Origin of the sequence: Micromonospora sp. DT43 (assembly GCF_049841645.1) — a bacterium.
GTDB lineage: Bacteria > Actinomycetota > Actinomycetes > Mycobacteriales > Micromonosporaceae > Micromonospora.
Genome location: NZ_JBNCKR010000003.1, coordinates 694,968 through 714,250, shown reverse-complemented (window position 1 = coordinate 714,250; position 19,283 = coordinate 694,968). Strand labels below are relative to the sequence as shown.

20 protein-coding genes are annotated in these 19,283 nt (G+C 72.0%); 10 read left to right on the top strand and 10 right to left on the bottom strand.

Translation table 11 applies throughout. The features are described from left to right. Nucleotides 1-13: 13 nt before the first annotated feature. Nucleotides 14-1,237, bottom strand: coding sequence for a hypothetical protein (locus ACLQ26_RS11050; RefSeq protein ID WP_425744321.1), 1,224 nt, complete (start codon nucleotides 1,235-1,237; stop codon nucleotides 14-16). Nucleotides 1,238-1,645: 408 nt separating this feature from the next. Between ACLQ26_RS11050 and ACLQ26_RS11045 the strand changes: the two genes are divergently transcribed. From ACLQ26_RS11045 to ACLQ26_RS11035, 3 genes are all read left to right on the top strand, one after another. Then, nucleotides 1,646-2,533 carry a helix-turn-helix domain-containing protein gene (locus tag ACLQ26_RS11045; RefSeq protein ID WP_425744320.1) on the top strand — a complete coding sequence of 296 codons (888 nt, stop codon included), beginning with the start codon at nucleotides 1,646-1,648 and terminating at the stop codon, nucleotides 2,531-2,533. After that, entirely contained in the window at nucleotides 2,526-2,726 is a 201-nt protein-coding gene (locus tag ACLQ26_RS11040; RefSeq protein ID WP_425744319.1) for a DUF397 domain-containing protein, read from the top strand. Before ACLQ26_RS11045 ends, ACLQ26_RS11040 begins: the two co-directional genes overlap by 8 nt. Nucleotides 2,727-2,993: 267 nt before the next feature. Then, nucleotides 2,994-3,803, top strand: a complete 810-nt coding sequence (locus ACLQ26_RS11035; protein WP_425744318.1) for an Fpg/Nei family DNA glycosylase — start codon at nucleotides 2,994-2,996, stop codon at nucleotides 3,801-3,803. Nucleotides 3,804-3,817: 14 nt separating this feature from the next. On the opposite strand, the gene ACLQ26_RS11030 is transcribed toward ACLQ26_RS11035, so the two are convergent. Continuing rightward, complete coding sequence (locus ACLQ26_RS11030; RefSeq protein WP_425744317.1) at nucleotides 3,818-4,684, bottom strand: aminoglycoside phosphotransferase family protein; 867 nt, start codon at nucleotides 4,682-4,684, stop codon at nucleotides 3,818-3,820. A 76-nt stretch (nucleotides 4,685-4,760) separates the two neighbouring features. Here ACLQ26_RS11030 and ACLQ26_RS11025 point away from each other — a divergent pair, with 76 nt between their 5' ends. From ACLQ26_RS11025 to ACLQ26_RS11015, 3 genes are all read left to right on the top strand, one after another. After that, nucleotides 4,761-5,186 carry a nucleoside deaminase gene (locus ACLQ26_RS11025; RefSeq protein WP_425744316.1) on the top strand — a complete coding sequence of 142 codons (426 nt, stop codon included), beginning with the start codon at nucleotides 4,761-4,763 and terminating at the stop codon, nucleotides 5,184-5,186. Between the two features lie 240 nt (nucleotides 5,187-5,426). Beyond that, entirely contained in the window at nucleotides 5,427-6,695 is a 1,269-nt protein-coding gene (locus ACLQ26_RS11020; protein ID WP_425744315.1) for an AGE family epimerase/isomerase, read from the top strand. Further along, nucleotides 6,692-7,645, top strand: a complete 954-nt coding sequence (locus ACLQ26_RS11015) for a carbohydrate kinase family protein (RefSeq protein WP_425744314.1) — start codon at nucleotides 6,692-6,694, stop codon at nucleotides 7,643-7,645. Before ACLQ26_RS11020 ends, ACLQ26_RS11015 begins: the two co-directional genes overlap by 4 nt. A gap of 91 nt (nucleotides 7,646-7,736) precedes the next feature. Here ACLQ26_RS11015 and ACLQ26_RS11010 read toward each other — a convergent pair whose 3' ends face one another. The 3 genes from ACLQ26_RS11010 to ACLQ26_RS11000 form a co-directional block, all read right to left on the bottom strand. After that, nucleotides 7,737-8,711 carry a LacI family DNA-binding transcriptional regulator gene (locus tag ACLQ26_RS11010; protein ID WP_425744406.1) on the bottom strand — a complete coding sequence of 325 codons (975 nt, stop codon included), beginning with the start codon at nucleotides 8,709-8,711 and terminating at the stop codon, nucleotides 7,737-7,739. 72 nt (nucleotides 8,712-8,783) lie between these two features. Continuing rightward, entirely contained in the window at nucleotides 8,784-10,163 is a 1,380-nt protein-coding gene (locus tag ACLQ26_RS11005; protein WP_425744313.1) for an FAD-dependent oxidoreductase, read from the bottom strand. Nucleotides 10,164-10,187: 24 nt separating this feature from the next. Next, nucleotides 10,188-11,324 carry a carboxylate-amine ligase gene (locus tag ACLQ26_RS11000; protein ID WP_425744312.1) on the bottom strand — a complete coding sequence of 379 codons (1,137 nt, stop codon included), beginning with the start codon at nucleotides 11,322-11,324 and terminating at the stop codon, nucleotides 10,188-10,190. A 207-nt stretch (nucleotides 11,325-11,531) separates the two neighbouring features. Here ACLQ26_RS11000 and ACLQ26_RS10995 point away from each other — a divergent pair, with 207 nt between their 5' ends. After that, nucleotides 11,532-11,825, top strand: a complete 294-nt coding sequence (locus ACLQ26_RS10995) for a DUF6412 domain-containing protein (protein ID WP_425744311.1) — start codon at nucleotides 11,532-11,534, stop codon at nucleotides 11,823-11,825. A gap of 98 nt (nucleotides 11,826-11,923) precedes the next feature. Further along, nucleotides 11,924-12,667, top strand: coding sequence for a YidC/Oxa1 family membrane protein insertase (locus ACLQ26_RS10990; RefSeq protein WP_425744310.1), 744 nt, complete (start codon nucleotides 11,924-11,926; stop codon nucleotides 12,665-12,667). Nucleotides 12,668-12,700: 33 nt separating this feature from the next. Here ACLQ26_RS10990 and ACLQ26_RS10985 read toward each other — a convergent pair whose 3' ends face one another. Beyond that, nucleotides 12,701-13,372 carry a DedA family protein gene (locus tag ACLQ26_RS10985; protein WP_425744309.1) on the bottom strand — a complete coding sequence of 224 codons (672 nt, stop codon included), beginning with the start codon at nucleotides 13,370-13,372 and terminating at the stop codon, nucleotides 12,701-12,703. A 121-nt stretch (nucleotides 13,373-13,493) separates the two neighbouring features. Further along, nucleotides 13,494-14,108 (bottom strand): DUF1349 domain-containing protein, encoded by a 615-nt coding sequence (locus ACLQ26_RS10980; RefSeq protein WP_425744308.1) that lies wholly within the window; start codon nucleotides 14,106-14,108, stop codon nucleotides 13,494-13,496. A gap of 78 nt (nucleotides 14,109-14,186) precedes the next feature. Here ACLQ26_RS10980 and ACLQ26_RS10975 point away from each other — a divergent pair, with 78 nt between their 5' ends. After that, entirely contained in the window at nucleotides 14,187-15,839 is a 1,653-nt protein-coding gene (locus tag ACLQ26_RS10975; protein WP_425744307.1) for an alpha-amylase family protein, read from the top strand. A gap of 43 nt (nucleotides 15,840-15,882) precedes the next feature. Further along, the gene (gene fabG, locus ACLQ26_RS10970; RefSeq protein WP_425744306.1) at nucleotides 15,883-16,641 is read left to right on the top strand and encodes a 3-oxoacyl-ACP reductase FabG; all 759 of its coding nucleotides are present in this window, start codon (nucleotides 15,883-15,885) and stop codon (nucleotides 16,639-16,641) included. Between the two features lie 26 nt (nucleotides 16,642-16,667). On the opposite strand, the gene ACLQ26_RS10965 is transcribed toward fabG, so the two are convergent. The 3 genes from ACLQ26_RS10965 to ACLQ26_RS10955 all read right to left on the bottom strand — a co-directional run bounded on the left by ACLQ26_RS10965 (nucleotide 16,668) and on the right by ACLQ26_RS10955 (nucleotide 18,801). Further along, nucleotides 16,668-17,870, bottom strand: coding sequence for a DUF418 domain-containing protein (locus tag ACLQ26_RS10965; RefSeq protein WP_425744305.1), 1,203 nt, complete (start codon nucleotides 17,868-17,870; stop codon nucleotides 16,668-16,670). A gap of 138 nt (nucleotides 17,871-18,008) precedes the next feature. Continuing rightward, the gene (locus ACLQ26_RS10960) at nucleotides 18,009-18,416 is read right to left on the bottom strand and encodes a hypothetical protein (RefSeq protein WP_425744304.1); all 408 of its coding nucleotides are present in this window, start codon (nucleotides 18,414-18,416) and stop codon (nucleotides 18,009-18,011) included. Beyond that, the gene (locus tag ACLQ26_RS10955) at nucleotides 18,409-18,801 is read right to left on the bottom strand and encodes a hypothetical protein (RefSeq protein ID WP_393300297.1); all 393 of its coding nucleotides are present in this window, start codon (nucleotides 18,799-18,801) and stop codon (nucleotides 18,409-18,411) included. The genes ACLQ26_RS10960 and ACLQ26_RS10955 overlap by 8 nt, the downstream gene beginning before the upstream one ends. Nucleotides 18,802-19,283: the final 482 nt, after the last annotated feature.

The following is a 19,283-nucleotide window of genomic DNA, read 5'->3' as shown; positions in this document are numbered from 1 at the left end:
GGAACAGTGCCCGCTAGAAACGGTCCACAAACTGTGAGTCAAGCCACTCCCGGAAGCGCGGCACCCAGTCGCCGTCGGTGGTCGGCCAGTCGAACTGCCCGGTCATCGCCAGCACACCGATCACCACTGCCGCGAGCCCGATGAGCACGCCGAAGAGCGCGTCCGTCTTGCCGGCGACGTGCCGGCGGCGGGTGGCCATCAGCCCGAGCACCGAGAGCACCGAGCCGAACGCGCCGAGCCCGATGCCGTACCCGGCCAGGGTGCCGGTCAGCACGAACAGCGCACCGGCGACGGAGACGATCAGGCCGAGGGTGGCGAGCAGGCTGGCCCGTGGCTTCGGGCCGCGCGTCACCGGCGGCTCCGGCTCGGTGTGACCGGGGGTCGGGTCGACCCGGCGGTCGGTGACGACCCGGTCCGTCGGGTCGGGTCGCCCGGTCGTCCGGTCGAGGTCCGTGTCGGCCTCCGGCCGTCGGGTCGTGCGGTCGAGGTCGGTGTCGCGGTCGACGGTGCGGTCGATGGTCGGGGCCGTCGCAGTGGCGCTGGCCGGCCGGGTGGCGCCGGGCCGGGAATCGCCCTCCAGCGGGCGGGCGGTGGCGGCTCGGGCCACGGCCGCGCGCTCCGCGGCACGCCGTTCGGCCGCGCCGGCCTGGTCGTCGGTCGCCGTCGTGCTGCGGTACGTCGTCTGGTCGGCGTCCCGGTCGGTGACCACCGGTCGGCCGGTGACGTCGTCGGACCGGCCGGTGACGGTGACCGCCGTGCTGCTGTCCCGGTCGGCGACCGGGGTGTCGCGGCCGTCGATCCGGCCGTCGAGGTTCTCGTCCCGCGTCGGCGCCGGCTCGGACCGGCGGGACAGCGAAGGAATCCTGACCACTACACACCTCCTATTGAATGCGTGGTGGCCGACGAAACGGGTGGCACCCACGCGGTACGACCCGGAAATACCCACCTGGACGTTTCCTGACACCAATCCCGGGTACGGCCCGTCAAGCCCGGGCCCGCCGGCCCGGCGCGGGGGCGGCACGCAGCACCCGCAGCCCGGCCCGCCGGACGACACGTCCCGCTTGTCGACAGCCAGGTCCTTGTCGCTCAGGACGTAGCCGGCCAACCAGACCCACCCGTCGTACGTCGGGCGTGTGTCCACACTCACCAGTCGCAGGCGCAGCGCGCGGTCGCCGGAGAACTGCACCGAGCAGTCCTCGCCGATCAGCAGGAGATCGCCGGGCTTCAGGTCTGTCACGTCGGCCAGTGCCCACGGTTGATCGGGATGCGGTGGCGTGCGCGGCAGGGCAACTCCGCGCCGCAGCGACACACCCTGCGCCAGCGTGCCCAACTCCAGACGGGGCGATGCCGGCGGGCGAGGGTCACCGCGGTGACCAAGAGATATTCGTTGTACGACACGCGCGCCACGGCATTCCTTCCCCACGAATTTCCCGGCCCGGATCCCGCATTAGTGTCGGGCCACCGAACGCCATTTCGGGGCGGCGTTTATCGCGACCCGGATACGTGACAGCGTGTTCCATGGCGGCCCCCTTGTGCAACGCTCCCCACCGCCCTACTCTCGTGCCGTATTGACGCACGCGGAATGGAAAAGAAATGCGTGCGGGGTGAAACATTCGATGTTGCAGGAGGGGTGCGGTGATGTTGCATGACGGATGAAACAAGCGGGTCCACGGTCCCTCGGCGACAGCTCGGCCGGCTGCTCACCCAGCTCCGGGTGGACGCCGCGGTGACGCTGGACGCCGCAGCCCAGGCACTGGACTGCTCGCGGCAGAAGGTGTGGCGCATCGAGAAGGGGTTGGTCCCGGTGCGCGTGGTGGACGCCCGCGCCATGTGCGCTCTCTACCGCGTGCCGGATGACATGAGGGACATTGTCGCCGGTTTGGCGAAGGAGACTCGCGCCAAAGGGTGGTGGCATTCGTACGGTGATGTGGTTCCGTCCTGGTTCTCGCTGTACGTCGGCCTGGAATCGTCGGCCTCGACCCTGCGTCAATACGACGCTGAGCTGATCCCCGGACTCCTCCAGACCCGCGAATACGCCGGCGAGTTGTTCCGCCGCAAGAACCCGACCCTGAGCGGGGAGGAGCGCGAGAAACTGGTCGAGGTCAGGTTGCAGCGGCAGGGCATCCTCGTACGCCGGCTGCCCACCGCGCCGGTGCTGCGGGTCGTCCTGAGCGAAGCGGTGCTGCGGCGCACCATCCCCGACCGCCGGGCGATGGGGGGTCAACTTCGCCACCTGCTCGACGTGGCCGCGCTGCCGAATGTGAGCCTGCGGGTGCTCCCGTTCGCCGCTGGTCCGCCCCTGGCCAGCGAGACCGGCACCTTCGTCCTGCTGGGCTTCCCGCAGGCGTTCGGCCGGGCGTCGACCGAGCCGACCACCGTCTACCTGGAGAACATCACCGGAGCGCTGTATCTGGACAAGCCAGCCGAGGTGGCCGCCTTCGCACACGTCTGGTCGGACCTGGAGACGCTGGCGTCGGGTGAGGCAGAATCAGAGAAAATGATCACTTCGATCATCGAGGAGCATCATGACTGACAGTGCCCGTGCCCGCTGGCGCAAGAGCACCCGCAGCGGCGGGAGCGGCGGCAACTGCGTCGAGGTGGCCGACAATCTGGCCGGCGTCGTGGGCGTGCGCGACAGCAAGGACCCGACCGGCCCGGCGCTCACCTTCGCCCCGGCCATCTGGGCCGCCTTCGTGGCCGACCTCAAGGACCAGCGCAAGGGCTGACGCCGCAGCCCGGCGCGCCCGCCCGCGTCCGCCGTCGCGTCGGCCGCGCCCGTCCGCTCTTGATCGACTCGCCTTCCTGCAAAACGGGGTGTCCCGCCCATCACGACACCCCGTTTTCCAGAAACCCGAGTCGATCAGCGCCACGCGCCCGAGCGTCGCGCCCCGAGCGCGGTCAGCGCCACGCGCCCGGGTCGAACGGTGCGCCGGCGGGACTGCTCGGCCGCGCCCCGCCGGTCGCGCTCGCCGGGCTGGCTATCCTTGGCAAACGTGCCAGAGGGACACACGATTCATCGCCTGGCGGCCCGGCACGCCGAGCTGTTCGCCGGGGACAAGCTGCACGCCGCCAGTCCGCAGGGCCGCTTCGCCGAGGGGGCGGCCCGACTCTCCGGCACCGTCCTGGAGGGCACCGAGGCGTACGGCAAGCACCTTCTGCACCACTACGCCGGTGAGCTGACCCTGCACGTGCACCTCGGCCTGTACGGAAAGTTCACCGACGGGCCGGGGACGCCGCCCGATCCCGTCGGCCAGGTGCGGCTGCGGCTGGCCAGCGACCGGCACTGGCTCGACCTGCGCGGGCCGACAGCCTGCGAACTGTTCACCCCGCCCGAGGTCACCGCCCTGCGCGAGCGCCTCGGACCGGATCCGCTGCGCGCCGACGCCGACCCCGAGCGGGCGTACGCCCGGATCTCCCGCAGCCCGACGCCCCTCGCGGCGCTGCTGCTGGACCAGTCGGTGGTGGCCGGCACCGGGCTGATCTTCGTGACCGAGGCGCTGTTCCGGGCCGGACTGTCGCCGACGATGCCCGGCCGAGGGCTGACCCGAGCCGGCTGGGACGCCCTCTGGGCCGACCTGGTCGAGTTGATGCGCCTCGCCCTGCGGCAGGGGCGGATCGACACGGTCCGCGACGTGCACCTGCCGGAGGCGATGGGTCGCCCACCGCGGGTCGACCGCCACGGCGGTGAGGTCTACGTCTACCGCCGCGCCGGGGGCCTCTGCCACGTCTGCGGCACCGAGGTCAGCCGGGACGAGCTGGCCGGCCGCAACCTCTACTGGTGCCGCACCTGTCAGCCCGACTGAACCGCCACCGCGGATCATTCGCCGTCGAGTAGCCAGCGGACGGTCTCGATCTGGTGCGGGAAGACGACGTCCTCGTCGATGCTCCAGGCCATCGTGTGGCCGATCGTCCAACCCCGTACCCGCTCGGCGTCCAGCCCCAGCTCGGTGCTGAGCCGGTCGAGCCGGTGCCGGACGGCGGCCGGCGAGTGGCCCAGCTCCTGACCGCGCACGAGCGGCACGACCGAGAACTCCCGCTCGCCGCTCAGTGGCTTCGGGTCGATCACCAGCCATGGCTCGCGGTCGGCGGCGAGCACGTTGCCGGCGTGCAGGTCCTGGTTGACGAGCACCTGCTCGCCCTGGCTCGACGCCAGGTCGACGAGCAGGGCCCGCGCCGCGTCGAGCAGTCGCCGCTCGTACGGCCGGCCGGTCCGTTCCCAGCTTCGGGGGATTCGGTCGAGCCAGCCGGCGGCCTCCTCGGCCAGCGGGGTGAACGGTGCGCCGGCCGGCCGCCAGAGCCGGGGCAGCACGTCGATCGCCGCGTCCAGCGCCCGGTCCATCGGCAGCTCGTACAGCGGTGTGCCGGGTCGGCAGCGTTCCACCAGCAGCGCGTGGCGGTGCGGGTCGTGCGCGAGCAGCCGGACCGCCCCGTCGCCGTCCCAGTGGGCCAGCGCGTGGGCCTCGTGCTGGCTGTCCTCGGCCGGGAACTGGAGCTTGAGCACCGCCGCCGTGCCGTCGGGCAGATCGGCGGGGAGAGCGAGGGAGGCGTACGCGTACCGGAAGGGCGGGCCGAGCCGCAGCGACCACCGCTCGGCGCACTCCGCCAGCAACGTCGGAAGTGTGGCCAGCCAGGCCCGGCCGACAGCTGATGTTCGTATCCAGGCAAGCCCCTCGGGCAGATCCATCCGGTTATCCTGAGGCATTCGCCGCGCTGAATCGACAGTGTTCGCGTGTCGGGTCCACTGTGGCTAGCGTGGACGGATGACACCCGAGGACGAGACCTTTCTCCGCCGTGCCGTCGACCTCGCCGCTCGGGCGGGGGCTGCCGGCGAACGACCGTTCGGCTCGTTGCTTGTCGGCGCGGACGGCGTCGTCCTGATCGAGGACCACAACACAGTGGTCTCGGATTCGGACATCACCGCCCATCCGGAGCTGAAGCTGGCCCGCTGGGCTGCCCGGGAGCTCTCGCCGGAGGCGGCCGCCGGCACCACGATGTTCACGAGCTGCCAGCCCTGCCCGATGTGCGCGACCGCGATCGACCGCTCCGGCCTGGGGCGGGTGGTGTACGCCCTGTCCGGCGAGCAGTTCGAGGAGGTCAAGCCGGTCACCCCGCCGCTGCCTCCGGTCCGGTACGAGGGACCGGCGCTGTTCGAGGAGGCGCGTCGGCCGATCGACGACTACTACTGAGCAGGGCCGCGGGTGTGACGCAGGCGCGATTGACAGTTGGCGGGCAACCGGAGCAGGGTTGAGGCCTGACAACGATGTCAACGGGCAAGGGGGGAGGAATCGTACACATGATCCTCTTGCTCTTACCCGGCGCGACCGGCCGGTTTACGGTGTTCCGTTGGCGGGTTTCCCGACGCGAACCCGGTCCGTCCGCCGATTCTGGCCGTATGCCCCATTCCTACCCGACGGTGACCAGCTGAGATGACCGACGTGCCCCTACCCGACGACGCCACCACGACCCCCGCTCCCGAAGGGTCGCCCGACCTGCCCGACCTGGACGGGTTCCTCGCCGACCAGGCCCGCACGCTGCTCGACACGGTCCGCCGCGCGGTCCGCCCCGAGGGCGGGTTCTGGTGGCTCACCGACGATCGCACCCCGGACCGTGGCGAGCCCCTCCACACCTGGATCACCTGCCGGATGACCCACGTGGCCGCGCTCGCCCACTCCGGCGGCGACCCGGATGCCGCCGCCCTCGTCGACCACGGCGTCGCCGCGCTCAGCACGCTGCTGCGCGACGACGAGTTCGGCGGCTGGTTCGGCGGAGTGGACCAGCAGGGCACGCCCACCGACGAGCGCAAGGCCGGGTACGACCACGCGTTCGTGCTGCTCGCCGCGTCCAGCGCCGCTCGGGCCGGGCGACCCGGCGCCGACCGCCTGCTCGCCGACGTGCTGGCCGTGGTGCGCGACCGGTTCTGGGACGACGAGGTGGGCGCGGTCCGCGAATCGTGGAACCGGGACTGGACCGTCACCGAGGACTACCGAGGCGCGAACAGCAGCATGCACATGGTCGAGGCGTTCCTCGCCGCTGCCGCCGCCACCGGCGACGCGAGCTGGACCGACCGGGCCCTGCGGATCGCCACCCACCTGGTGCACACCGAGGCGGCCCGGCACGACTGGCGACTGCCCGAGCACTTCACCGCCGACTGGACGCCCCTGCTCGACTACAACCGGGACCAGCCCGCCGACCCGTTCCGGCCGTACGGCTCGACGATGGGCCACTGGCTGGAGTGGGCCCGGCTGCTGCTGGAGTTGGAGGCGGTCCTGCCGCAGCCACCGGGCTGGCTGCTCGCCGACGCCCGTACCCTGTTCGCCGCCGCCGTGCGGCGCGGCTGGGCTGTCGACGGCGCCGACGGCTTCGTCTACACGATCGACTGGGACGACCGGCCGGTGGTGCGCTCCCGGATGCACTGGGTGCTGGCCGAGGCCGTCGGCGCGGCGATCACCCTGGACCGCCGCACCGGGGACGCGGTCTACGCCGACTGGTACCGGGTCTTCTGGGCGTACGCGCGCCGCCACCTGATCGACGGCACGGGCTGGCGGCACGAGCTGGACGCGCGGAACCTGCCGGCCGACACGGTCTGGCACGGCCGGCCGGACGTCTACCACGCGTACCAGGCGGTGTTGCTGTCCCGTTCGGCCGACGGGCTCGGTGGCCCCGGTCCGCTCGCCCCGGGCACGGTGACCGCATGATCGTGGTCGCCGGCGAGGCCCTCATCGACCTGGTGGTCACCCCCGACGGGCAGCGGGCCGTGCCGGGTGGCTCCCCGGCGAACGTGGCGGTCACCCTGGCGCGGCTCGACCAGCCGGTGCGGCTGCTGGCCCGGCTCGGCCCCGACGAGTACGGCCGGCAGATCGCCGAGCACCTGGCGGCCAACCGGGTGGACCTGCGGTGGGCGGTCCACGCCGAGGAACCCACCTCGGTCGCGGTGGCCACCCTCGACGCGACCGGGCAGGCCAGCTACGAGTTCCGGCTCGACGGCACGGCGGACTGGCAGTGGACCCCGCAGGAGCTGCCCGACCTCGCCGGATCGTCGGCGACGGCCCTGCACACCGGGTCGCTCGCACTCGCACTCGCACCCGGCGCGCACGTGTTGGAGGGCTTGCTCTCCCGCGAACGCGACCGCGACGGGCTGACCATCTCGATCGACCTCAACCTGCGCCCGAGCATCGTCACGGACCGGGCCGCGGAGCAGCAGCGGGTACGCCGGCAGATCCGCCTCGCGCACCTGGTCAAGGCCAGCGACGAGGACCTGGCCTGGCTCTACCCGGACCGCTCGGTGGGCGACGTGTTGGCCGAGTGGCGCGAGGCCGGGGTGTCCTGCGCGGTGGTCACCCGGGGCGGCGAGGGCGCGTTGCTGCTCGCCCCGAACGGCGCACTGCACGAACAACAGGCGGTACGCACCACTGTGGTCGACACCGTCGGCGCGGGCGACTCGTTCACCGGTGGCCTGCTGGCCGCGCTGGCCGACGTCGACGCGCTCGGTGACCGGCCGGCCGACCGCCTCGCCGCGGTGACCGAGCAGCAGTGGAGCGCGGTGCTGCGCCAGGCCGCGACGGTGGCCGCGCTCACCTGCGCCCACCGGGGCGCGGACCCACCCCGAAAGCCGGAGGTGGACGCCCTCCTCGCCGTCGCGGGCTAGAAAACCTCGCCGGGTCGATCATGGGCTGGTGGTGCGCACTTCGCGTAATGCGCGGGGCACCACAACTCCGTGATCGACCCGGGAAGGGCGGCTAGAGGCCGGTCAGGCCGCGGCGCAGGAGCCTCGTGGGGAGGACCGTGGTCGCCGGCGGGGAGTCGTCGCCGGCGATGCGGTGGAACAGGCGCTCCGTCGCCACCCGGGCCAGCTCCCGCGTGTCGTACCCGACGACCCGCAACGGGCGGGGCATCAGGTGGGCCAGCTCGAAGTCGTCGAAGCCGACCAACGCCGCGTCGCTGCCCCGGCGGTGCAGCTCGGCGAGGGCGCCGACGGTGAGCCGGTTGTTGCCGCAGAAGAACGCGGTGGGCGGGTCCGGAAGGTCGAGCAGCGCGGCGACCGCCCGGCCGGCGTCCTCGGGAGCGATCAGGCGGTCGCGGACCAGCGAGTCGTCCGGTTCGATCCCGGCCGCCGCCAGCGCGGCCCGCGCGCCGAGCAGCCGTTCACGCATGGTGGGGACGCTCGGCGCGCCGAGCAGGAGACCCACCCGCCGGTGCCCCTCGTCGAGCAGTGCGGCGACCCCGTCCCGGCCGCCACCCCGGTTGTCCAGCAGCACCGCGTCCGCGAGCAACCCCTGCGGCGGCCGGTCCAGGAAGACCACAGGCATGCCCAGCTCGACCTCGCGGCGCAGGAAGGAGTGGTCGGGACCGGCCGGCACCACCAGCAGCCCGTCGACCCGGCGCTGGGTGAAGTCCTGGAGGACGGCGCGTTCCCGCTCCGGGTCCTCCTCGGAGGATGCGGTGATCAACATGGTGCCGTGAGCGGCGGCGATCTCGGCGGCGACGCTGGCGATGGTGGCGTAGAACGGGTTGGCGATCTCCTCGATGAGCAGCCCGACTGTGGCGTTGAGCTGCCGCGAGCGCAGATTGCGCGCGATGTCGTTGCGCCGGAAACCCAGCTCGGCGATGGCGGCCAGCACCCGACCGAGCAACTCCTGCCCGACCGGCTCGTCGTTGACGACCCGGGAGACCGTCTTCAGGCTGACCCCGGCGTGCCGGGCGACATCGACCATTGTCGGACGTCGGCGCGCGGTCGACCTGGTCGGAGTCTGGGTCACGAGGTGGTCCTCCACGGCGGGCGCGGGTCAGCGGTCGAGGGCGGCGAGCGCGTCGACCGCCTTTCGGGCGGCGATCAGCACCGGATCCCAGACCGGCGCATACGGCGGAGCGTAGCCCAGGTCGAGCGCGGTCATGTCATCCACCGTCATGCCGTTCCACAGCGCCACGGCCAACGTGTCGATCCGTTTGGCCGCCTCGGACCAGCCGACGATCTGCGCCCCGAGCAGCCGGCCGCTGGGTCGCTCGGCGATCAGCTTGACGGTCATCAGCCGCGAACCCGGGTAGTAGCCGGCCCGGTTTGTCGACTCGGCGACCACCGAGACGAACTCGAAGCCCGCCGCCTCGGCCTCCCGCTCGCGCAGGCCCGTCCGACCCACCTCCAGGTCGCAGACCTTGGTCACCGCCGTGCCGATCACGCCCGGGAAGGTCGCGTACCCGCCGCCGATGTTGATGCCGGCCGCCCGGCCCTGCTTGTTGGCGTGCGTGCCCAGCGGCACGTGCACAGGCATTCCGCTGACCCGGTGCAGCGTCTCCACGCAGTCGCCCGCCGCCCAGACCCCGGGCAGGCCCGGCACCCGCAGCCGGCGGTCCACCCGGATGCCGCCCGTCGGCCCGATCGGAAAGCCGGCAGCCTTGGCGAGCGCGGTGTTCGGGCGTACGCCCAGACCCAGGACCACGACGTCGGTGGGCATCGGCCCCTCGGCCGTGACGATCGCGGACACCCGGCCGTCCCGCTGCTCCAGGCCGGTCACCGGCAGGCTGGTGCGGATCGTGACACCGAGGCCGCGCATGGCCTCGGCGACCAGTTCGGCCATGTCGCCGTCGACAGTCGCCATGGGCTGCTGACCCGCCTCGACCAGGGTCACCGTGAGGCCGCGCTCGATCAGCGCCTCGGCCATCTCGACGCCGATGTACCCGCCACCGACCACCACGGCCCGACGCGGCTGTGGTTCGGCGTCCAGCCAGGCGCGCAGGGCCGCGCCGTCGTCGAGGGTCTGCATCCCGAACACGCCGCCCGCGTCGGTGTCCGCCCACGGTGGCTGCACCGGCACCGCGCCGGCGGCGTACACCAGGTCGTCGAAGCGCTCGCGGACCTCGCCGCCGCCCTCCAGGTCCCGGGCGACGACCTCGCGGCGTTCCAGGTCGATGGCTGTCACCTCGTGGCGCATCCGCACGTCCATGGCGTACTGCGTGCGGAACGTCTCCGGCGTCCGCGCGATCAGCTCCTCGGGACCGGACACCATCCCGCTGATCCAGTACGGGATGCCGCACGACGAGTACGAGGTGAAGTGACCCCGCTCGAAGACCACGATCTCCAGGTCGGCGCGGCCGCGACGGCGTCGCGCCTGGGACGCCGCCGACATGCCGGCGGCGTCCCCGCCGATGACGATCAGTCGTTGCGCCACGGGATCATCCTGTCACGGGTGCGTTCACCCGCGGGTCTGTCGCGCCACGTCCTGCACCACGTCGACGAGCCGTCCGGTACGGGCGTACACGGCGCGCTGCCGGGCCGCGCCGGTGCCGTGGCGGCGCAGCCCGCCCAGCAGGTCGGACACCTCCGCCCAGTCGCCGTGCTGCTCCAGCGCGGGCCGTAGCCGCTCCACGAACCCGTCCAGCAACTCCCAGGCCGGGCGCAGCTCGCCCGTGGTGACGTCGACGCCGTCGCCCTCCAGGCCGTCGTGGGCGGCCCGCCAGTGCGCGCCGACCAGCAGGTGGTGGTCGGTCCGTAGGGCCGGCCGGTCGGCCTCGACGTCGGCGATGGCGGTGGCCACGAGGGCCCGGACCAGCGCGGCGACAAGCACCGCGTCGTCGACGGTCGGGCAGACGTCGCCGATGCGCAGCTCCACGGTCGGGTACTTCGCCGACAGCCGGGCGTACCAGTAGAGCATCCCCTCGTCGAGCATCACCCCGCTGGAGATCAACTGGCGGATCAGCCGCTGGTAGTGCTCGTGCGACTCCAACCAGGGCGTCGGCGCCACCGACGGCCAGCGCTCCCACTCCACCGATCGCCAGCTCGCGTAGCCGGTGTCCTCGCCGTGGGAGAACGGCGAGTTGGTGGTGATGGCGTGCAGCATCGGCAGCCACGGCCGGACGTGGTTGAGCACCTGCACGCCGGTCTCCGGGTCGGGAATGCCCACGTGCACGTGCATGCCGTTGTTGCCGGGGCCGGGAACGAGCAGGCGGAACCGTTCGATCATCCGGTCGAAGCGGGGCTTGTCCACCACCGGCGGTACCGGGCCGTCCACCGGGCCGGTGCCGATGGCCAGCAGCCGTACGCCGGCCCGCTCGGCCGCGTCGCTCAGAGCCTTACGCAGTACGCCGAGGGAGTGCCGAATCGAGGACAGCTCCAACCCGGGTGGTGTGCCGATCTCGATCTGGCTGGTCTGGAACTCGCGCTCGACCTGGCCGCGCAGTTCCGCCGGCACCTGCTCCAGCACCAGGTCGACGGCGGGCACCGCGGCGCCGGTGTGTGGGTCGACGAGCAGGAACTCCTCCTCGACACCCACTGTGAGTGCATCGGTTCCCGCGGTCGTCCCGCTGGGTGCCTCCGCCAGCTGGCCCGTCATCGCGACACCACCGTCCGTTTCTGCCTGTCGCGGTCCGTCCGCGTCGGTCGGCCGCTTGGTTACCCACAGTGGCAACGCCCGGAAACGTGGAACGGCGCGCTGCCCGCGCGTGTCGGGCCACAACTGGCGCGTGGTGCGGCACGGGCCGGCCATCGGGGCGATCGCGATTCGGCCGGGAGGCGTGACAGCGGGTCCTATGCTGAGCCCGTGCCGGTGCCGCTGAGTTTCCTCTGGGTCGCGTGGATGTCCGCGTTCGCCCAGCTCACCGTGCTCGCGGACCGCCCTGCCGGCCTGCTGGCGGGGGCTGCCCTGACCGCCCTGGTCCTGTTCGCCGCGCTGCTCGCCGCGCACGTGGTCGGTCAGGCGGGGGCACCGGGCGTCGCGCGACGCTGGGCCGGGCTGCGTGCCCGCGCCCGAGGTCGCCGGGTTCCCCGTCAGATCGACCCGGACGCCGCCGGACGACCCCGCCCCCGCGCACCCGGACGCCCCTCGGCCGCGTAGCGCCACACCGCCGCGCGGCCGATCCCACCGTCACCGGTCCTCCGTGCCGGCGGCCGCCGCCGGGGAGGACCCATCGGAATCGGACCGAGGGGTTTCCCATGCTCGCCTTCGCACCACTGCACAGCGTCGTCGGCGCCGCCGGCACCGCGTTGTCCTGGCTCACCGATCTGCTCGTACCGTTGGCCGGTGGCACGGCGACAGTCGCCGCCATCGTGCTGCTCACCATCGCCGTCCGGTTGCTCATCGCGCCGCTGACCGTCGCGCAGGTCCGCGGGGAACGACGCCGCGCGGCGCTCGCCCCCCAGGTGCGCGATCTCCAGCAGCGGTACGCCGACGACCCGGCGACACTCCAGCGCGAGGTGTTCGCGCTGTACCGCTCGGCCGGCGCGAACCCGATCGCCGGCTGCCTGCCGTTGCTGCTCCAGGCGCCGTTCCTGCTGGTGCTGTACCGGCTGTTCGCCACCGACGAGGGCGGCACGGGGCTGCTGGACGAGCGGCTGGCCGGGGTGCCGCTGGGCCACCACGTGGGCGACGGGTTGGCCGGCGCGGCCGGACCGCTCTTCGTCGTCCTGCTGGCCCTGCTGCTGGCGCTGGCCTGGTGGTCGTCGCGGAGGGCACGCCTGGCGCAGGCGGCGGTCGGCACGGTCGCCGGTACGCCCACCGAGGGGCCGGGAGCCGCCGCGCTCGGCCGGCTGCTGCCCCTGGTGCCGTTCACCACAGTGCTGGTGGCGCTGGTGCTGCCGCTCGCGGCGGTGATCTACCTGGTGACGACGACGGCCTGGACGGCGCTGGAGCAGGCGGTGCTGCGCCGCCCCCAGCAGCCCGTCGCACTGCCCGGCTGAGAAGTGGCGCTGCCCGGCTGAGTGGAACGCGGATCAGCGACCGGCGGTCACCGACCGCCGGTCGTCGCGCTCGCGACGACGGCGGATCTTACGGATGACCCAACCGACCACCATCACGACGAAGACCACGCCGATGGCGTAGTTGAACCAGTCGCTGTAGCGGGCCACGTCCTGCCAGCGGCTGCCCAGCGCGTAACCGGCCCCGACGATGAGGGTGTTCCACACCCCGCTGCCGATCGTGGTGAGCAGGACGAACTCGCCCAGCGGCATCCGGTTGGCGCCGGCCGGGACGGAGACCAGGCTGCGGACCACAGGCACCACCCGGCCGATCAGCACCGCCCACCGGCCGTGCCGCTCGAACCAGCGGTCGGCCCTCTCCAGGTCGTCGCGGTCCACCAGCGGGATCCGGTCCAGCCAGCGCTTGAGCCGGTCCTCCCCGAGGGCCGCGCCGAGCCAGTAGAGCACCAGCGCGCCGACCAGGGAACCGGCCGTCGCGGCCAGCACCACGACGACGACGTTGAACTTGCCCTCGTGGGCCAGGAAGCCGGCCAGCGCCAGCACGATCTCGCTGGGGATCGGCGGGACGATGCTCTCCAGCGCGACAAGCAGCGCCACACCGACCGGGCCCATCGCCTCGATCACCGCCGCCACCCACCCGGTCAGGCCCGTGAACTCGGACGGGTCACCAGTCTGGGCGTACGCCATTGGTCGTCCTTCCGAGCCGGCTAGCGGGGATCGGATGGTCATACCCAGTGGCCGGCGGCGCACACCTACGCGTGAGCCGTGCCACGCCGGCCGGATCAGCCCTGCGGGCGCAGGGGCCGGGTCAGCCCTCCGGGTGCAGCGCGGTGTCGGCCGGGCCCTGCCGCCAGCCGGTGAACGCCACGGTGAGGCCGGCGCGCGTCGGCGCACAGCAGAACGGGCCGGCCACGGCCTCGGCCGCCGGATCCAGCGGTGCGAGGCGGACCAGTCGCCAGGCCGCGTCCGCGACCCGGGCCCGCACGGTAAGCGCGTCGCCGGCCCGGCTGACCCGCACGGTCACCTCCTGGCCGGCCCACCCCGGGACCGGGGACACCGACCAGTCGGAGAACTCCCGGGTCGCCACCGCGCCGAGCTGGGCCTCGCCGTCGCTCACCTCGACGCCCGCCTTGACCCACGTCCCCTCGTCCACCCGGACCAGCACACCGGCCTGGTCGAACTGCTCCGAGAAGTCGAGGGCGAAGCTCACCTCCATGGCGGCCCCTACCGGCAGCGGTGCCAGCAGGGCCGGCCCGTTGTCGTGGACGAAGCCGTAGCTGGTTCGCCGCCAGAAGTCGGTCTCCGCCCCGGCCTCGACGACCAGCTCGCCGGCCGGACCCTCCTCGGCGCGGACCGGCGGGTGCAACCACGCGCCCCGGGCCCAGTCCAGCGGTTCGCTCGGCGGTACGAGGTCGATCTCCATGACCGGCACGGTAACCAACCGCGCCGGGCCTCGCCGCCCGGGTTTGCCGTGGTGATCGACCGGAGATGTTCCTCCGGCATGGGTGACCGTTGGTATTCCGAAGCCGTCGTCTACTGCCTCGACATCGACACGTACGCCGACTCCGACGGCGACGGGGTCGGTGACATCCGCGGGTTGATCGGTCGACTGGACTATCTGGCGCGGCTGGGCGTGACCTGCCTGTGGCTGCACCCCATCCACCCGTCACCCAACCGCGACGACGGCTACGACGTCACCGACTTCTACAACGTGGACCCACGCTTCGGCACCCTCGGCGACTTCGCCGAACTGCTGCACCAGGCGCAGAACCGGGGCATCCGCGTGATCATCGACCTGGTGGTCAACCACACCTCCGACGAGCACCCGTGGTTCCAGTCCGCCCGCTCGTCGCCCGACTCGCCGTACCGCGACTGGTTCGTCTGGTCCGACACCGAGCCCGACGACAGGCACCAGGGCATGGTCTTCCCCGGTGAGCAGAAGGAGACGTGGAGCTACGACCGGACGGCCAAGGCGTGGTTCTACCACCGGTTCTACAAGTTCCAGCCGGACCTCAACTTCGCCAACCCGCAGGTCCGCGCCGAGGTCAAGAAGATCATGTCGTTCTGGCTCCAGCTCGGGGTCTCCGGTTTCCGGATGGACGCCGTGCCGTTCATCATCGAGCTGACCGAGCCGGGCAACCCGAACTCGCCGAAGGACTTCGAGTTCCTCACCGAGATGCGCCAGCACGTGCAGTGGCGGCGCGGCGACGCCGTCCTGCTGGCCGAGGCGAACGTCGAACCGGACCAACTGCCCACGTTCTTCGGCGACAGCAGCGGCTCCGGCAACCGCATCCACATGCTCTTCGACTTCATGCTCAACGGTCGACTCATGCTCTCCCTGGCCCGCCAGGACCCAGAACAGTTGATCGACGCGTTGCACGACACCCCGACGCTGCCCGTCGGTGGGCAGTGGGCCACCTTCCTGCGCAACCACGACGAGATCGACCTGTCCCGGTTGACTACCGAACAACGCAACCAGGTGTACGCGGAGTTCGGCCCGGACGAGAACATGCGCATCTACGACCGGGGCATCCGTCGCCGGCTCGCCCCGATGCTCGGCAACGACAGGCGGCGCATCGAGCTGGCGTACGCCCTGCAGTTCTCGCTGCGCGGCACGCCGGTGCTGCGCTACGGCGAGGAGATCGGAATGGGCGAGGACCTCTCGCTGCGGGGTCGGGACGCCATCCGTACCCCCATGCAGTGGTCGTACAAGCCGAACGCCGGCTTCTCCACGGCGGACCCGGAGAAGCTGGTCCGCCCGGTGATCGACAAGGGTGAGTTCGGCTACCAGAACATCAACGTCACCGCCCAGCGGGGCGACGCGAAGTCGCTGCTCGCCTGGTTCGAGCGCATGATCCGGACCCTGCGGGAGGCCCCGGAGATCGGGTCCGGCTCGACGACGCACATCGACGTGGCGGTGCCGGCCGGAGTGCTGGCACACCGCGCGGACGGGCCGACCGGCACGATGGTCTTCGTGCACAACCTGGGCACCGACGACGTCGAGGTGGACCTGAGCAGCCTGGAGCCGGAGGCCGACATGCCGATCGACGTGCTCACCGACCGTGGCTACGGCGAGCTGGGCAAGCTCGGCGCGGTGAAGGTCTCCGGGCACGGATACCGGTGGATTCGCCTATGCCGGGGTCAGGGGTTCTGACGTTAAGCTCCTCCGATCGACCCCACGTTACCGGGAGGTAATCATGTCGGAGGAGTCCCGCGTCGCCATCGTCACCGGAGCCGCACGCGGCATCGGCGCGGCCACCGCCCGACGGCTGGCCGCCGACGGGATGGCCGTCGCCGTGGTCGACATCGAGGAGGCCGCGACCAAGGAGACGGTGGACGCCATCGTCGGCGCGGGCGGCCGTGCGCTCGGTGTGGGCGCCGACGTCTCCGACCGCGACCAGGTCGAGGCGGCGGTGGCCCGTGTCGCCGCCGAGTTGGGCGCGCCCACCGTGCTTGTCAACAACGCAGGCGTGCTCCGCGACAACCTGCTGTTCAAGATGACCAACGCCGACTGGGACACGGTCATGGGAGTGCACCTGCGTGGCGCTTTCCTGTTCAGCCAGGCCGCGCAGCAGCACATGGTGGACCGCAAGTGGGGGCGGATCGTCAACCTCTCCAGCACGTCCGCGCTGGGCAACCGGGGTCAGGCGAACTACGCGGCGGCCAAGGCGGGCCTTCAGGGCTTCACCAAGACGCTCGCCATCGAGCTGGGGCCGTTCGGGGTGACTGTCAACGCGGTCGCGCCGGGCTTCATCGTCACCGACATGACCGCGGCCACCGCCGCCCGCATGAAGGTCGACTTCGAGGACCTCCAGAAGCACGCCGCAGCCGAGATCCCGGTCCGCCGCCCGGGGCGCCCGGAGGACGTCGCGCACACCATCTCGTTCCTGACCAGCGAGGGGGCCGGATTCGTCTCCGGCCAGGTCATCTACGTCGCCGGCGGCCCACGGGCCTGACCCGGCCGTCCGACGAGGGCGCTTTCTCACCGAGGAAGCGCCCTCGTCAGCCGTGGCCACCGCTGCTCGGTCCACGCCCGCAACAGCCACTCCATCGGCCCGTAGCGGAACCGGGCCATCCACGCCGCGCTGACGGCGAGCTGCACACAGTAGATCGCGACCGCGATGAGGACCACGAACGCAGGCGCGACGGCGCCGGCGAGCCCCAGACCGACGCCGGTGAAGACGAGCACGCAGAGCAGCGACTGGCCCAGGTAGTTCGACAGGGACATCCGTCCGGCCGGCGCGAGGACGGCGACCACCCGCCGCCCCCGGCCGGTCTGGAAGAACTGGAGCAGGCTGGCCGCGTACGCCGCCGCGAGCAGTGGCGCGGTGAGCACGCCGGCCGTCAGCCCGGTCAGGTTGGCGGTGCCCCCGCCCGACGCGAAGATCACCGCGCCGGCCAGGCCGACCGGATAGCCGATGTGCTGCACCCGGCGCAGAAGCTGCCGGTTCTCGACGACGGTCGTGAGCAGCCGTCGCCGCCCGGCCGCGTAACCGAAGAGGAAGGCCGAGAAGGCGAGCGGCCCCTGCACGAGCAGCGCGCCGACCATCGCCGGCAGTTGGCGTACGTGCTCGGCGATCACCGAGCCGAGGCCACCCTGTAGCGCCTCGGTGGACCGCTGTCCCGCCTCGATTGCCGTCGCCGGATCGGTGACCAACTGGGTCCCGCCGACGGCGGCGAGCGCGAGGACGAAGCCGATCCCGCCGGTCACCAGCACGGCGGTGCGCAGGGCGGTCCCGACGGCGACGCGTCGCATGGCGAGCAGGACCAGACCGAGCAATGCGTACGTGGTCAGGATGTCGCCCTGGAACAGCAGCACCGCGTGCAGGATGCCGAGCACGAAGAGCCCGGCCAGTCGTCGCCGGAACCGTGGGGCGAAGTCGACGCCCCGCCGTGCGGCGGAATCGAGTTGGAGCGTGAAGCTGTAGCCGAACAGAAAGGAGAAGAGCAGGTACGCCTTCATCGTGAAGAGAAGCTCGACCAGCCACAGAACCGTCCGGTCGCCCCACGAGTCCTGTGCGGGATCCGGCACCAGTTGGAAGGCGTAGCCGGAGGCGAAGAAGGCGATGTTGACGATCAGGATGAGAAGCAGCGCCACGGCCCGCAAAGCGTCGACGTCGATGATCCGGGAGACCGTCCCGGACACGCGGTTCTCGACGGGCGGGTCTTCGATGGAAGGATGCACGTGACCACCTCCGGAACGGCCAGGAGTAGCGTTCGATGACTCTCCTGTGACCCTAGGAAGTGGCCTGTCCGGATGACAGCCAGTGAGCGGGAAGGCCGCAGGTGGGGTGTGCCCTACCTCGGCTGCCGGTGGTCGGGGTCAGCGGCGGGTGCGCCAGAGCCACAACAGGCCGAGCACCGGCAGCACCAGTGGGATGTAGCCGTACCCGCTGCCGAACTGCGACCACACCGTCTCGTCGGGGAACAGGTCCTTGTCGACCACGCTGAGGATGCCGACCGCGACGACCCCGACCAGCTCCACCGAGCAGCAGGCCAGCGCCACCCGTCGGCCGGTGTGCCCGGCACGGGCCAGGCCGATCGCGGCCACGATGTAGATGAGCGCGGCCAGGGCGGAGAGCAGGTACGCGACCGGGGCCTCGTCGAACTTGGTGGCGATCTGCAGACCTGCCCGACTGGTCGCCGCGATGGCGAAGAGCAGGTAGACCGCGATCAGCAGCCGACCCGGACCGGCGTTCGTGGCGCGTCGGGCCGGTTGTGTCTCAACCACCGAGGACCTCCCAGGTCTGCTGCAGCCGGACCACCACGACCGGCGCCACCAGGCAGACCGCGCAGACGATCGCCGACCCCCAGCGGGTCGGCTCCATCCGGGCCAGCACCCACGCCAGCGGCGGCAGGCAGACAAGCGTGACGAGGTAGCCGTAGAACGCGCCGGGCTCGCCCGGCCGGTCCCCGCCACCGACCGCGACCAGAGCCAGCACCCCCAACGCGAGCAGCGCCAGTTCGAGTACGGCAAGGCCGGTGAACTGCACCCGGTCCGGCGGCCGTTGGCGTACCGCCGCGACAAGCGCCCACACGGCGACGAGCAGCGACAGCACGATCGACGCCGTCGCGAGGAGCCCGTCCACCGGCGAGTCGGCCGCCGCGCTCGTCATCGGCCCCACCTGGTCGTTGCCTCGGTCACCGGCACAGCCTACTAACCGTCGTAGTACCCGGGTGATCTGCCTCGCCGCGACCGAACGCGGGCGGCCGGCAGGGTGTCGGTCGCTCGCTGTAGAGCTGCCCCACGAGTGGGGCGCGGCCGGAGAAGTCATGATCGACTCGGTTTCCTGTAAGGCGCGGTGTCGATGGCCTGCGGATGCCCCGGAGTCAAGGAAGTCGAGTCGATCATGCAGCCGGTGGCCACGGTAGGCGCGGCCGGCGGCGGCGCCGCCCCACCTCTGGGGCAGCTCGACAGGCATCGACCGGACCCGGTCACGCCCCGGTGGCACCGGCCATGGCATCGACCGGACCCGGTCACGCCCGGTGGCACCGGCCATGGCATCGACCGGACCCGGTCACGCCCCGGTGGCACCGGACATGAACTGCTCCGGTTGGTCGACCCGCCGCCGGTGCCCCTGGTGGGGCGACTAGCGTG